This window comes from Segatella intestinalis (assembly GCF_029348455.1).
Lineage (GTDB): Bacteria > Bacteroidota > Bacteroidia > Bacteroidales > Bacteroidaceae > Prevotella.
Map to the genome: position 1 here is coordinate 19,748 of NZ_JARJVV010000019.1, position 13,079 is coordinate 32,826.

Below are 13,079 nucleotides of genomic sequence, written 5' to 3' on the forward strand. Positions count from 1 at the left end.
TATATATATAATATTATATATATATAAATATAAAAAATAATTAACACTCTTTCACTCTCTTAGATAAGGCTCGGAAAATTGGACTGTCAGCGTCAGCGTCAGCGGTTTGTCTTTTGTTTGTATGATGGAAAGTGCTTGAAGTATGGCGGTAAGTCGTAAAAAATAAATACTTACCACCATATTTTCTTGTTTTATTCAAATAAAAGTCTTATCTTTGTGCCGTCAAAAAGTGGTGTCATACCACGCAAAAGTCATAGTTGATTATAGGAGAAAAAACGTATGAAACAGTTATTAAAATTATCAATCTTACTCTGCTTGTCGCCCCTTGCGTTCTGTGCGTGCGACAAGAATGATGGTGATGATGACAGGGGATGTGTTTACCCAAATCCATCTCAGCCATCGGAGTCTATTTACAATTATACAGGGGAAGTGGAATTTGTAGTGGATGCACCACAAATTAAAGAGAAAATAGAGCAAGACTTGACGGAAAATCCTCCTTTCGGTGGGGCTAAAAAGTATCAAATTCTTGTGAGAAAAGTTTCTTCAGCTCTTGCTGCAACGTATACATTAAATGTGGAGGACACCAAGGATGAGACTTCTTTTTTCAGCTATCGTATGAGTTTGGTGGATCGTGCTGAATGGAAAGAAAATTATAAGTTGTTTCCTGTGGGCTCTGGAATTTCTGGTAGTTGGTATAAGTGGGATATAGTGCCTATTGCCACTGGGGATGGCAAGGCAATCGCAACATACGATGTGTTTATAAAGCAAGATATTCCTGCTTCCTTGGTTGGCAGTAAAATGTATTTTTGTGAGGACCTCACGGAGAAATGTCGCCAGAAGTTCCCTCAAGACGACATCCATGCCGTGGTTCGCCGTTTGGTTCTTTCGTATGTCAAGGGAGGAGATGTTGTCAAGGATTAGTGCTTGTATAACCTCTTTTTATATTATGGCAGGGATGCTTTTTACAGCATCCCTGTCATATACAGCGGCAAATAGGTGATTCCATCTTCAATTTTTAAGTCAGCCGTATGGATGACGTAAGGGGTGGATAGATAATTTCCGTATTTGGCGATACACTTCTTGAGAGAGGTCAACGTGTATCTGTTGGTTGATTTCACTTCGATAGGTGAAATGTTGTGCTTCGTGGTGATAGTGTCCTTGGCTATGAGGAAATCAATCTCCATTCTGTCCTCTGCCTCCTTGCTGTATTTGGAGAAGAAGAATAGGTTATGCCCAGCCGAACGCAACATTTGGGCGACGATGTTCTCTATAACCATGCCACAATTGAACTCCAACTTGTCAGTGAGAAGTTTGTTGTAAAGGCTTTCTGATACGATGGCTTTCTCGTTGAAAGCATGGCTAATGAGCAGCCCTGTGTCAGACATATAACATTTGAGAGTTGTGTCGTCGGTGTTCATGCCCAAACCTATGTTTGGCTCGGTCGTATTGTAAGCCATGTTTACAATCATGGCGTCACTTAACCAAAAGAAAGCGGTTTCATAATCCCTCATTCTTGCCCCTTCGGTCAGTGCCTTCAACATAAATTTCTTCTCATGCTTTTGGAGTTGAGAAGGGATGGTATCGAAAATCTTGGTTACTTTCGATACATGGGTAGATGCATATTTCTGTATGTCATTGCGGTAGAGGGTCAGTATCTGTCGCTTCACATGGTCAACTTTGTTGAAATCTCGTGTTTCCACGAATTTTGCCACGGCTTGTGGCATACCACCGACGATAAGATATTGCCTGAAATAGTTCATTGCCTTGCGGTGCATCATTTGCCCCATCTCGTGCTTTTTCTCAAAGTTCATGCAGATAAGAGGCATGAGTGTTTCATTGCCAAGAGCCCAAAGAAACTCTTCGAAGTCCATAGGATACATGAGAATTTCATCTTCTTCGGATGGAATCATGATGTTTTCCACATTCTTCTTGATAGAGACGAGCGAACCTGTTTCGATGTAATCATACCTTCCGTCTTCTACCAAATATTTGATGGCTGTGCGTGCACGAGGGAAAAGTTGAACCTCATCAAAGATGATGATAGACTCTCGTGGATAAAGTGGGGTGTTGGTATAACTGCTTAGATACATGAAGAATGTATCCAAGTCGTCCAAATAATCTTCGAATAATGCTTTGATGTTGGAACTTACTTTGTTGAAATCCAAAAGAATGTAGCTTTTGTATTCTTTCTGGGCAAATTCTTTCACTATATAGCTCTTGCCGACACGTCGAACACCGTTGATAAGAACTGCACTTTCTCCATGCTGTTCTTCTTTCCATTTTAAGAGTTGTTCATATACTTTTCGTCTCATAATTTCACCTAACTTAGATTATTGTTCGCTCAAAAAACCACCTAACTTAGATTATTATTTGTGAAAATATACACCTAACTTAGATTAATTTTGCTGCAAATATACACCTAACTTAGATTATTACCAAATATTTCGGTGATTTTTAGGCAGAATTAACATCCACAAGGGTCTATTATCGTACTTTTCAAATAACCAAAAAGGATAGCTTCTGTGCTGAGGCTATCCTTCTATATGTTTTTTGTGATTGTCGCTTTACTTGATGATGCGATAATAATCCTCCTTGCGAGGCTTTACGGTGTGGGGGTGAGCCGAAGCATAGCCCAGAGCCAAGGCGCCGATACCCATCAGGCCTTCGGGTAGGTTCCATTCCTTCATGAGTTTCTTGCCTTCCTCGCTGGCAAACATCGCGTCCTCACGGTTTATCCAGCAAGAAGCAAGCCCGATGGAGTGGGCGGCAAGCATCATGTTGCCAAGGATGAGGCTTCCGTCTTTCACGCTGTTCACTTCGTCGCAGGGTGCCAGAACGATGACGATGGTTGGCGCGCCATAGTAGGGATCGCTCTCCACTCCCATCACCTCAGCGTTCATCCTGCGCAGTTGGGCGCATGTTTCCGTGTTCTGTACGGCAACGATAAATGGCTTCTGGGTGCCATGTCCTGTTGCGGCCCAAGTGCCAGCCTCCAATACTGTCTTCAACTCCTCGTCGGTAATTTGGTCTGCCTTGAAGCGGCGAATACTTCTTCTCTCTTTTATAGCTTTTAAAACATCATTTTCCATATTGATTTGATTTTGAAAGAACTTTCTGTTTATATATGTTTCTGTTTCTAACATTATGCAGGGCAACCGCTCAAGTCTTCTTCGTCCATATACTGACTCAGAACACGTGCGATGCGAATCAGTCCCTGCATTAAGGTCTGACGTGGACACGCGATATTGAGGCGCAGGTAACCTTGTCCTGCCTTTCTGCCATACATCGTGCCGCTGTTGACGAATACTTTACCATCGTTCATTAGTTTCTCGTAAGCTTCGTCGCTTGACAGCTCGAATGGCAGTATGTCGAGCCATACAAGGTAGGTTCCCTCCAGTCGGGTAACGCGAACCTGTGGCAACTCTGTATTGAAGAACTCTTTCACTGCCTGGTAATTTTCGTAAAGGTATTGATTGAGTTCGTCGAGCCATTCCTCTCCCTCGTTATAGGCTGCCTGGAGGGCAATCACGCCAAATGGATTGACATCGCAAACCTCGTTGATGTTGATGGATCGGTCGATGCGGCGGCGCAATGATGCATCAGGACAAATAATGTTGGCAATCTGCAGGCCGGCGATATTGAAGGACTTTGATGGAGAATTCAATACCACGCAGTTGTCGCGGCAAGCCTCGTTGATGCTGGCAAAGGGTGTGTACTGATAGCCAGGCATGATAAGCTCGCAGTGTATTTCGTCGGCGATTACCTTTACACCATGCTTTTGGCAGATGTTGCTCATGCGTTCCAGTTCCTCTTTCTTCCATACACGTCCTGCCGGATTGTGAGGGTTGCAGAGCAGGAAGGCTGTCGTCTTCTCGTCGGCGCACTTGCGTTCGAAGTCTTCGAAGTCGATTTCGTAGGTGCAGTTGCCGACACGTTTCAACTCATTTTCTATCACTTCGCAACCGCTGTTTCTGATGCAAGAGAAGAAGCAGTTGTACACTGGGGTTTGTACCAGAACTTTCTCGCCTGGCATACAGATTGCTTTCAGACAGCAAGAGATGGCTGGCACTACGCCTGATGTGTAGAGAATCCAGTCTTTCTGTATGTTCCACTGGTGGCGACGCGAGAACCAGCTGATGATGGCCTCGTAGTAAGAGTCGGGAACAAGGGTGTAACCGAAGATGCCGTGAGCCACACGCTTCTGCAGGGCTTCGATGACGCAAGGGGCAGTCTGGAAATCCATATCCGCCACCCACATGGGTATTACGCCTTCTTCTTTCACCAAGTCCCATTTGTAGGAGTTGGTGCCACGGCGGTCTATAATTTCATCAAAATTGTATTTCATAATTCAGTTTCCTTCCTTTTTACTTTGACTTGTCAATGATTTCGCATGCTTCTTTGGGCGCTTTGGCGAATTCTGTATAGGTGATGCTTCCTATTCCGTCTGCTTCTATTCTGCCCGAGATGGGGTTCTTGATATTGGTAATATCCCCTTTAATGTGTGCATCGATGTTGGAACAGTCCTCAAAGGCACGGTCGCATCCTGGGTCGAAGGTGCAATCCTCCAATGTCACATGGTCCATGTAGCAGAGTGGTTGCTCTCCACTGATATGACAACGCACCAACTTGATGTTCTTGCTGTGCCAGGCAAGGTATTCGCCGTTGAGTTCTGAGTCATAAACCGTCACATTCTCACATTCCCAGAAACTGTCCTTGGTTGTGATATGTGCGTGGTGTACCTCTACGTTGTGGCAGTATTGGAATACATATTTGGAGTCGCTTTCCAAGCCGTCTACAAAGATGTTCTTAGAGAACATGAAAGGGTAGGTGCCATCGTGCAACTTAACGTTTTTCAGTTTCAGACCGTCTACCTTCCAGAAAGTCTCGTCGGCATCATTGATGGATACGTTCTCTAACTCGAGATTCCTCATTTCGCGAAAGAACTTGGGACCGTCAATGGTACAGTCTTTCATCACCATATTGTCTGAATACCAGATGGCGGAACGGCTCTCGGGTGCGAAATAGCAGTTGGTGATAAGTGATCCGTTTACATGCCACCATGGATATTTGCCATAGAACTTGGAGTTGTGGCATTCTATATTGCTGCAACACTTGATGCCCGATTCGCCATCGATAATCGTAATATCTTCCAAACGAACGTCGTGTGCGCCAAAGAGCGGACGCTCGCCTCCGAAAGTCTTGTTTTCTATCTTTTTCATTTTTTTTCTATACCTTATTATATATATGCTATTATCTGTCAGGAAAGAAATCTTTTCCATTTCGGTTGCAAAGTTACAAAAATAATGCCAAAATGTGATTATCATTTTTACGGAAAGATGTAACTTTATTACTTATAAGAGGTGACGGTGACAGAGCCAGTTGGAAAATCCGCATGTATATGCTCTGATATTCTAGAAAATATATTTTGAAGAAATATTTTGCAAAACTCTTGGAAAATAGGAAATGAAAACGTATCTTTGCCTTATCAAAATTAAAAATACAAAAATATGCCAGAGATAAGTCATTTTTATGGGATAGTTATTTATATGTATGTGAGTGAGCATAATCCGCCACATTTCCATGTGTGGTACAATGATTACAAAGCAATTGTTACCATAGAGGAAGGTATCGTCAAAGGTTCGCTTCCCAGAAGAGCCTTGACCCTTGTGTATGAGTGGTTGGACTTGCACAAACGAGAGTTGATGGAGAATTGGGAACTCTTACGAGAGTTCAAGTCTCCTAATAAAATTAAACCTTTGGAATAACATGGATGATATTTTGACGATAAAGAGTGCAAGCTATGTCGGCGATTATAGTATAGTTGCTGAGTTTAGCAATGGTGAGACAAGATTGCTTGATTTTAGCGAACTTGTTACATCGGGTAGGGGTATGCTTAAAATGTTGGCAGATAAAGAGTATTTTCGTCATTTTACCCTTGACCCATTTACGATCGATTGGAATAATGAAATCGGTTTTGAACCAGAATATCTTTATGCGATGAGCAAGCCTCTTCCGAAATATTATGCTGATAATGTAAAGCATGATATGGTGGCGGAAGAAGTACATCGAGGCTAAAAGTGGAGTGTAAAATATAAGTAACTATAAATGCAAAGAAATATGAAGAAGTTATTAACTCTAATGATGGTAGTAATGGTCTCACTAACATCATTCGCTCAAAAAGATGTGACTAAGTTTTTGGGTATTCCTGTAGATGGAACAGTTGCGGCTATGAAGCAGAAACTCATGGCAAAAGGCTTCAGACAGTCGCCATATTATGAAAACCAACTTGAAGGGACTTTCAATGGGGCTGAAGTTTATGTGAATCTTATGGGGAACAATGGTAAAATTTGGCGTGTTTCTGTGGGGGATAAGAATCTAACAGACGAGACGAATGTGAGGATTCGTTTTAATAATCTTGTTCACCAATTTAGTAAAAACAACAAATATGTTGCAGTTAGTGATGTTGAGAGTTATATTATACCAGATGATACAAATATATCTTTTGAAATGTCTGTTCATCGGAAACGTTTTGAAGCGGATTTTTTTCAGGTACCATCTGATTCCATGACTGTTAATGCTGCATTAAATAGTTTGATGAAAACATATACTATAGAGCAATTCAATAATCCTACACCAGAGCAAAAGGAAGATATGGATAGAATAATAGGCGAAGCTACTCAAGAGGTTTTTGAAAAACATCTGGTATGGTTTATGATTAATGAAAATTATGGCAAGTATAGTGTTATGATTCACTACGAAAATGGATATAATCAAGCTAATGGTGAAGACTTGTAAGTTTAGATGATGAAAATGAAGCAACCATACCTTACATATGCAGTTGATAGCAATGGTAAGTTGGTGCATGTTGATGATGTGCCAAAAGGTAAGGCGTGTGGTTGTTTCTGCCCAAATTGCAAGGAGAGGTTATTGGCAAGACAAGGAGAAAAACGCAAACATCATTTTTCGCATCTTTCAGGAACTGAATGCGAACATGCTTATGAGTCAATGTTGCATTTGTTGGCAAAGGAAAAAGTACAAAAGGCATTTTATGAGCAGCTGTCGTTCTATATTGAGTTTGAATATACCTCATATTGTTCAAATGTGAATTGTATATTTAAAAGTGATTTTGGCAAATGTAGTCTAACCTCAAGAAGGCGTTTTGACATCAAAAAATGGTATGATTCTTGTAAACAAGAAAAGGCATATGACAATATAACCAGACGTTCTGATTTAGTGTTCTTTTCCAAGGGGCATCCTAATGTTACGCCTATTTATATTGAATTTTGTGTAACTCATGCAAGTGATGATGCAAAACTCAATAGTGGCAATCGTATTATAGAAACAATTATTGAGACAGAAGAGGATATTAATGCAATAGTAAAAGAAGGTTTGGTTGAAAAACAAGTGCCTATAGATGAATTTGCGTATCGGTTTAGGCAAATAACTGCATTTTATGGTTTTAAAAAGTATGACAATAACAACAATATGAGTTCTGATGTTCCTGTTATACGTTTTGTGCTTTATCAGTCAGGAAAGATATTTTGTACTTATAGTTCTTGTAATTGTAAGGCTCCAAAACGCACTTATCATAATTCTTTATGCGAAATAATCATGTTGAGACAAAATTTTGACACAATACCTGCTGCTTGTGATTTTGCAAAGTATATAGCTTATCAGAAGTTCGGGATAAAAAACTGTGAAATGTGTAGTAATTATGTTCCTGCATGGTCTATAAACGCACGCAATATTTGTAAACTTTATAAACATTTGCAAATCCCTAAATGGCAGTTTGATATGTATGGTGGTTTTGATAGCTCAATTGCAAAGACTTGTAAGTGTTTTTATTTCGATATTCAAGAGCAACAACGGCAATTCTCTTTTCATAAGGATACTTTTTATATAGTGCTATGATTTCAGCATTGTCTCTCTTTCTTTAAACATCAACAAAATGAAAAGGCTGAATGAAAGAGAAACCTCTAATCATTCAGCCTTTTATTTTATCTTATAATCTTTCTACGAGAGAAGAATTACAAGTTTGGATTCATCTCTTTCCACTCATCTACTGCAGGAACGATGCCCAACTCAACGATCTCGTCGCGCATCTTGCAGAGGTGCTCGTAAGACTTGTTCAAGGCAGCGATCTCCTCCGCAGTACCTGTAGGCTCTGTGAAGTGAACACCAGTCTTGTCGATAGTAGTAGGCATTGCCATCATTACGTTCTTGAAGCCGAGTTTATCATGATTTACATAGCAACCTGCAGGCAATGTGAACTTCTCACCACCCATAGCAGCCTCGATCATCTTGACAGCATTGTAGGCAGGACTCTGGAATGAAGAACGGCCACGGAGCTTGATGATGTTAGAACCACCCTGTACTGTGTGGTGCTTGATCTCCTCCCAGCGCTCAGCTGAAAGACCCATCTCTGACAATGGCTTGCCGTCTACCTTTACCTGAGAAGCAAATACAGCCATCTGCTCACCGTGACCACCATAAGTGTGTGCACCTGTTACCTTATCCTGCTGTACACCGAACTCGAGAGCCAAAGCCTGCTGCAAACGAGTAGAGTCAAGGGCTGCGAGAGATGTGAGCTGGTTTGGTTTCAAACCAGAGTGGATAAGTGCAGTGAGGGCTGTTACGTCAGCAGGGTTGAAGATAACAACAACGTGCTCTACGTCTGGGCAGAACTTCTTGATGTTGTCACCGAATTCAGCAGCGATCTTGCAGTTGCCCTTCAAAAGATCCTCACGGGTCATACCTTCCTTACGAGGAGCACCACCAGAAGAAATGATATATTTGGCACCAGTGAAAGCCTCCTCAGGATTTACTGTATAAGTTACGTTAACGCCTGGGAATGCGCACTGCTGGATTTCGTCGAAAACACCATGAACACCTGGCTCATAGATGTCATAAAGACAAATGTTGGGAGTGAGGCCGAGCATCAAAGCGCTCTGTACCATGTTAGAACCAATCATACCGCCGGCACCGACGATCAAAAGCTTGTCATTACTTAAAAATTCCATAACTACAATATATTTTAAATTGTTTATAATTTCTGTTGAAAAGTTTTGACTGAACCTTCAGCGCTCCTTCTGAGTGCTTTTTTCTTTTTCGACCGCAAAATTACTAAAAAGTAATGTAAATCGTGCAATATTTTTCGCTTAAATTTGTGATTAATTCTTAAAATGTTTATCTTTGTAATCTCTATTTAGCAATTAAGGATATGGTAGATGTGATAAAACAAAGATTAGATAGTCTGAGAGAAGTGATGAAGCGTGAAAAATTGGCGGCTTTTATCTTTCCCAGCACTGATGCGCATCAGAGTGAATATGTGGCTCCTCATTGGCAGGGCCGTGAGTGGATATCGGGCTTTAATGGTTCGGCTGGTATTGCTGTAGTTACTCTTACGAAGGCTGCGTTGTGGACGGATTCGCGCTATTTCTTAGCTGCAGAACAGCAGTTGAAAGGCACTGAATATCAACTGATGAAACAGCGGGTGGAAGGTACGCCTACTATAGCTCAGTGGTTGGGAGAGCAGTTGGCTGAGGTTGATTCTCCTGAGGTGGGACTCGATGGAATGGTTAACTCCTATCATGAGACGCAGGCGCTGGTTGCCGAACTTCGCCAGAAGGGAGGTATCACTGTACGTACCAATTTTGATCCGTTAGACATTATCTGGAAAGATCGTCCGTCTATTCCTGATTTTCCTGTTGAGATTCAACCTCTGGAATATGCAGGTGAGACTTTGCGGTCTAAGCTCTTGCGTATTCGTAAGGCTCTTCGTGTGCTGCATGCAGATGGTATGCTCGTGTCGGCTCTCGATGATATAGCCTGGACACTCAACCTTCGTGGTACGGATGTTCATTGTGTGCCGGTCTTTGTGAGTTATTTGCTGATCTCTTCCAATAAGGTTTCTCTTTTTGTGGACGAGCGAAAACTTACACCGCAGGTGACGGCTTATCTTGCCGAGAATGGTGTCTCCCTATATAAATATAATAAGGTGGAAGATGAACTGAGGACTTACTCGGAATATAATATCTTGCTTGATGGTGACGAAACAAGCTATCGGCTGTGGAAGGCTGTGAAATGTCAGGAGATTGTGTCTTCGGCTTCGCCTATTCCTGTTATGAAGGCCGTAAAGAACGAAACCGAGGTGAAGGGATTCCGGCGGGCTATGTTGCGGGATGGAATAGCAATGGTGAAGTTCCTGCGTTGGTTGAAGCCGGCGGTAGAGATGGGTGGACAAACAGAAATGTCTGTTGATCGCAAGTTGACTTCCCTCCGTTCAGAACAACCTCTTTTTCGTGATATTTCCTTCGATACCATTGCCGGTTATCAGGAACATGGTGCCATCGTTCATTATGAAGCCACACCGCAGACGGATGCTCAGCTTCGTCCTGAAGGGATGATTCTTATCGATTCTGGTGCCCAATATCAAGACGGAACCACAGATATAACCCGAACGATAGCTCTTGGACCTGTGAGCGAGAAGATGAAACGCATCTATACACTCGTTCTCAAAGCTCATATACAGATAGAACTTGTTAAGTTCCCTGATGGCGCCTCGGGTACACAGCTTGATGCAGTGGGGCGCAGATGCCTTTGGCGTGAAGGCCTTAACTATTTGCATGGAACCGGTCATGGTGTGGGTTCTTACTTGAGCGTGCATGAAGGTCCTCATCAGATACGTATGGAATGGAAGCCTACACCTTTGAGAGCAGGAATGACCATTACTGATGAACCTGGCATCTATCTGGCAGGAGAGTTTGGCGTTCGTATAGAGAACACTCTGCTTGTTACAAATTACGTGCAGACAGATTTTGGAAAATTCCTACAGATGGAGCCTCTTACTCTTTGCCCTATAGACACTGCTCCTATAGAAATGGAGTTGATGACGCCCGAAGAGAAGATGTGGCTTAATGATTATCATAGAATGGTGTTTGAAAAATTGTCACCTTGGCTCGAAGAAGATGATAAAAACTGGCTTAAGGAAGCCACAAAGCCACTAAAATGAACAATTTAGAACAAAAAAACGTGTAAAATCTTGGTAGTTTGATAAATAAAGCGTAATTTTGCACCCGCAAATTGTGGCGCTATGCCCTTTTAGCAAAGAAACAACATAAGTTTAACATAATAAATTAAAAGCAAAACAAAATGATTATTGTACCAGTTAAAGACGGTGAGAACATCGAGAGAGCTCTCAAGAAGTTTAAGAGAAAGTTCGAAAAGACAGGCATTGTTAAGGAGCTCCGTGCTCGTCAGCAGTATGACAAGCCTTCTGTTTTGAAGCGTCTCAAGATGGAACACGCCATCTACGTACAGCAGTTGCGCGCAAACGAGGAATAATAGTAAAAAAAACTCAAAAAATTTGGTAGTTCAAATTAATTTTCGTATTTTCGTTGCCGATAAAGGTAATGAGTAACGTAAAATGACTGTCAAAGAATTCCTTGATTACCTGTCGCAGGAGCTTAATAGGTCTCCGAGGACGGTAATAAGTTATGCTGAAGACCTGTATGCATTTGAGGCATACTTCTTGGATAAAGATGAAGGATTGACGTGGGAGACCATAGATACCGACATTATCCGAGACTGGATGGAAAGCATGGTAGATAAAGGAAATTCCCCCAGTTCAGTGGCTCGCCGTCTTAGTGCGGTGAAAGGCTTTTTTAAGTTTGCTCTGGCAAGGGAATTTATCTCCTCTGATCCTGCTCATGCCATTCGAAGCCCTAAACGCAGCAGGCCTCTCCCGCAGTTCTTGAAAGAGAATGAGATTAATGACTTGCTCGATAAGCAGGCTTGGGGAGATGACTTTAAGGGGCTTCGGGACCGTTTGATAATCATGATGCTCTACGAAACAGGAGTTCGCTTAGCGGAACTTGTAGACATGGATGATGAGGCGGTGAACTTGACGGGGCAATTCATAAAGGTGACAGGAAAAGGCGACAAGCAGCGCGTTATTCCCTTTGGCAACGAGTTGAAATCCATGATAGAAAACTATGTGGAAGAGCGAAACAGGACTGTAAGTCGTAAGACGGCGGCACTGTTGGTATCGGAAACAGGTTTACGCATCAAACCTGATTTGGTGCAGCGCATCGTAAAGGAAAACCTTGCAAGGTTCTGCTCGTTGAAAAAGAAAAGCCCACATGTGTTAAGGCATACGTTTGCAACAGCTATGCTAAACCATGGGGCAGATATTGAGAGTTTAAAGCAATTGCTTGGTCATTCGCGGCTCTCCACAACGGAGATTTATACGCATACGACCTTTGAGCAGTTGAAGCGAGTTTATACAGAAGCCCATCCCAGGGCATAACCTTTTAAAAAATGGAGGTCACTATGGAAATTAAGATTCAGTCGATTCATTTCGATGCTACCGAGAAGTTACAGGCGTTTATCGAAAAGAAAGTCGCCAAGTTAGAGAAAACTTATGAAGATATACAGAAAGTAGAGGTGCAATTAAAGGTCGTGAAACCAGCCACAGCAATGAATAAGGAAGTTCAGCTGGAGGTCGCAGTGCCAGGATCTAAACTCTTTGTCGAAAAAGTATGCGACACTTTTGAGGAAGGAATAGATCTGACAGTGGATGCAATGAAGGTTCAGTTGACCAAATTTAAAGAAAAAATGCGCAATCACTAAAAAAATAACGAAAAGTTTTGGTGGTTCCAAAAAATAGTCGTATCTTTGCAGCCGTTTTACAACAGCTTCCTTTTTAAGCCTTAAAATGGCTGCAAGGATTTGCCTCTTTAGCTCAGTTGGCCAGAGCACGTGATTTGTAATCTCGGGGTCGTTGGTTCGAATCCGACAAGAGGCTCAAGAAAGAAAATAAGGGTGGTTACCAGAGTGGCCAAATGGGGCAGACTGTAAATCTGCTGGCTATGCCTTCGGTGGTTCGAATCCATCACCACCCACTTTTTCTTAACTTGCGGAAATAGCTCAGTTGATAGAGCACTAGCCTTCCAAGCTGGGGGTCGCGGGTTTGAGCCCCGTTTTCCGCTCAATTTATTAACTTGCTGTAATAGCTCAGTGGTAGAGCACTTCCTTGGTAAGGAAGAGGTCCTGAGTTCAACTCTCAGTTACAGCTCTAT

14 protein-coding genes and 4 tRNA genes are annotated in these 13,079 nt (G+C 42.2%); 13 read left to right on the forward strand and 5 right to left on the reverse strand.

The window, feature by feature from the left end; all coding sequences use genetic code 11:
• Window positions 1-279: 279 nt before the first annotated feature.
• On the forward strand, window positions 280-921 hold the full coding sequence (locus P3T48_RS12180; protein WP_276506873.1) for a hypothetical protein: 642 nt from the start codon (window positions 280-282) through the stop codon (window positions 919-921).
• Between the two features lie 41 nt (window positions 922-962).
• Here P3T48_RS12180 and P3T48_RS12185 read toward each other — a convergent pair whose 3' ends face one another.
• The 4 genes from P3T48_RS12185 to P3T48_RS12200 all read right to left on the reverse strand — a co-directional run bounded on the left by P3T48_RS12185 (window position 963) and on the right by P3T48_RS12200 (window position 5,219).
• Window positions 963-2,312, reverse strand: a complete 1,350-nt coding sequence (locus P3T48_RS12185) for an ATP-binding protein (protein WP_276506874.1) — start codon at window positions 2,310-2,312, stop codon at window positions 963-965.
• Window positions 2,313-2,564: 252 nt separating this feature from the next.
• A complete protein-coding gene (locus tag P3T48_RS12190) occupies window positions 2,565-3,089 on the reverse strand; it encodes a nitroreductase family protein (protein WP_276506875.1) in 525 nt (174 codons plus the stop codon).
• Between the two features lie 53 nt (window positions 3,090-3,142).
• Complete coding sequence (locus tag P3T48_RS12195; RefSeq protein ID WP_443217196.1) at window positions 3,143-4,345, reverse strand: MalY/PatB family protein; 1,203 nt, start codon at window positions 4,343-4,345, stop codon at window positions 3,143-3,145.
• A gap of 19 nt (window positions 4,346-4,364) precedes the next feature.
• A complete protein-coding gene (locus P3T48_RS12200) occupies window positions 4,365-5,219 on the reverse strand; it encodes a DUF3737 family protein (protein ID WP_276506876.1) in 855 nt (284 codons plus the stop codon).
• A 288-nt stretch (window positions 5,220-5,507) separates the two neighbouring features.
• Between P3T48_RS12200 and P3T48_RS12205 the strand changes: the two genes are divergently transcribed.
• From P3T48_RS12205 to P3T48_RS12220, 4 genes are read left to right on the forward strand one after another with little or no spacing between them, the layout of a single operon-like run.
• Entirely contained in the window at window positions 5,508-5,765 is a 258-nt protein-coding gene (locus tag P3T48_RS12205; protein ID WP_276506877.1) for a DUF4160 domain-containing protein, read from the forward strand.
• A gap of 1 nt (window position 5,766) precedes the next feature.
• On the forward strand, window positions 5,767-6,075 hold the full coding sequence (locus P3T48_RS12210) for a DUF2442 domain-containing protein (RefSeq protein WP_158463340.1): 309 nt from the start codon (window positions 5,767-5,769) through the stop codon (window positions 6,073-6,075).
• A gap of 42 nt (window positions 6,076-6,117) precedes the next feature.
• Window positions 6,118-6,795, forward strand: coding sequence for a hypothetical protein (locus tag P3T48_RS12215; protein ID WP_276506878.1), 678 nt, complete (start codon window positions 6,118-6,120; stop codon window positions 6,793-6,795).
• A gap of 6 nt (window positions 6,796-6,801) precedes the next feature.
• Window positions 6,802-7,911 (forward strand): competence protein CoiA family protein, encoded by a 1,110-nt coding sequence (locus tag P3T48_RS12220; RefSeq protein ID WP_276506879.1) that lies wholly within the window; start codon window positions 6,802-6,804, stop codon window positions 7,909-7,911.
• A gap of 116 nt (window positions 7,912-8,027) precedes the next feature.
• Here the strand turns inward: P3T48_RS12220 and P3T48_RS12225 are convergent, their stop codons facing one another.
• Window positions 8,028-9,020 carry a malate dehydrogenase gene (locus P3T48_RS12225; RefSeq protein WP_158463339.1) on the reverse strand — a complete coding sequence of 331 codons (993 nt, stop codon included), beginning with the start codon at window positions 9,018-9,020 and terminating at the stop codon, window positions 8,028-8,030.
• Between the two features lie 200 nt (window positions 9,021-9,220).
• Between P3T48_RS12225 and P3T48_RS12230 the strand changes: the two genes are divergently transcribed.
• From P3T48_RS12230 to P3T48_RS12265, 8 genes are all read left to right on the forward strand, one after another.
• Window positions 9,221-11,011 carry an aminopeptidase P family protein gene (locus tag P3T48_RS12230; protein WP_276506880.1) on the forward strand — a complete coding sequence of 597 codons (1,791 nt, stop codon included), beginning with the start codon at window positions 9,221-9,223 and terminating at the stop codon, window positions 11,009-11,011.
• 140 nt (window positions 11,012-11,151) lie between these two features.
• Window positions 11,152-11,343 (forward strand): 30S ribosomal protein S21, encoded by a 192-nt coding sequence (rpsU, locus tag P3T48_RS12235; RefSeq protein WP_022251326.1) that lies wholly within the window; start codon window positions 11,152-11,154, stop codon window positions 11,341-11,343.
• A gap of 82 nt (window positions 11,344-11,425) precedes the next feature.
• Window positions 11,426-12,307, forward strand: a complete 882-nt coding sequence (locus tag P3T48_RS12240) for a tyrosine-type recombinase/integrase (RefSeq protein WP_276506881.1) — start codon at window positions 11,426-11,428, stop codon at window positions 12,305-12,307.
• Between the two features lie 23 nt (window positions 12,308-12,330).
• Window positions 12,331-12,630 carry a ribosome hibernation-promoting factor, HPF/YfiA family gene (gene hpf / locus P3T48_RS12245; protein WP_022251328.1) on the forward strand — a complete coding sequence of 100 codons (300 nt, stop codon included), beginning with the start codon at window positions 12,331-12,333 and terminating at the stop codon, window positions 12,628-12,630.
• 101 nt (window positions 12,631-12,731) lie between these two features.
• Window positions 12,732-12,805 (forward strand) — tRNA-Thr (locus P3T48_RS12250).
• Between the two features lie 15 nt (window positions 12,806-12,820).
• A tRNA-Tyr gene (locus P3T48_RS12255) sits at window positions 12,821-12,902 on the forward strand.
• A gap of 14 nt (window positions 12,903-12,916) precedes the next feature.
• Window positions 12,917-12,989, forward strand: a tRNA-Gly gene (locus tag P3T48_RS12260).
• Window positions 12,990-13,003: 14 nt separating this feature from the next.
• A tRNA-Thr gene (locus P3T48_RS12265) sits at window positions 13,004-13,075 on the forward strand.
• The last annotated feature ends 4 nt before the right edge of the window (window positions 13,076-13,079 follow it).

Bases quoted from the DNA above. Each gene is read 5' to 3' on its own strand.
- P3T48_RS12215 (WP_276506878.1), top strand. From the start codon at position 6,118: ATGAAGAAGTTATTAACTCTAATGATGGTAGTAATGGTCTCACTAACA.
- hpf (WP_022251328.1), top strand. From the start codon at position 12,331: ATGGAAATTAAGATTCAGTCGATTCATTTCGATGCTACCGAGAAGTTA.
- P3T48_RS12185 (WP_276506874.1), bottom strand. From the start codon at position 2,312: ATGAGACGAAAAGTATATGAACAACTCTTAAAATGGAAAGAAGAACAG.
- P3T48_RS12180 (WP_276506873.1), top strand. From the start codon at position 280: ATGAAACAGTTATTAAAATTATCAATCTTACTCTGCTTGTCGCCCCTT.
- P3T48_RS12205 (WP_276506877.1), top strand. From the start codon at position 5,508: ATGCCAGAGATAAGTCATTTTTATGGGATAGTTATTTATATGTATGTG.
- P3T48_RS12210 (WP_158463340.1), top strand. From the start codon at position 5,767: ATGGATGATATTTTGACGATAAAGAGTGCAAGCTATGTCGGCGATTAT.
- P3T48_RS12220 (WP_276506879.1), top strand. From the start codon at position 6,802: ATGATGAAAATGAAGCAACCATACCTTACATATGCAGTTGATAGCAAT.
- rpsU (WP_022251326.1), top strand. From the start codon at position 11,152: ATGATTATTGTACCAGTTAAAGACGGTGAGAACATCGAGAGAGCTCTC.
- P3T48_RS12200 (WP_276506876.1), bottom strand. From the start codon at position 5,219: ATGAAAAAGATAGAAAACAAGACTTTCGGAGGCGAGCGTCCGCTCTTT.
- P3T48_RS12240 (WP_276506881.1), top strand. From the start codon at position 11,426: ATGACTGTCAAAGAATTCCTTGATTACCTGTCGCAGGAGCTTAATAGG.
- P3T48_RS12225 (WP_158463339.1), bottom strand. From the start codon at position 9,020: ATGGAATTTTTAAGTAATGACAAGCTTTTGATCGTCGGTGCCGGCGGT.
- P3T48_RS12230 (WP_276506880.1), top strand. From the start codon at position 9,221: ATGGTAGATGTGATAAAACAAAGATTAGATAGTCTGAGAGAAGTGATG.
- P3T48_RS12195 (WP_443217196.1), bottom strand. From the start codon at position 4,345: ATGAAATACAATTTTGATGAAATTATAGACCGCCGTGGCACCAACTCC.
- P3T48_RS12190 (WP_276506875.1), bottom strand. From the start codon at position 3,089: ATGGAAAATGATGTTTTAAAAGCTATAAAAGAGAGAAGAAGTATTCGC.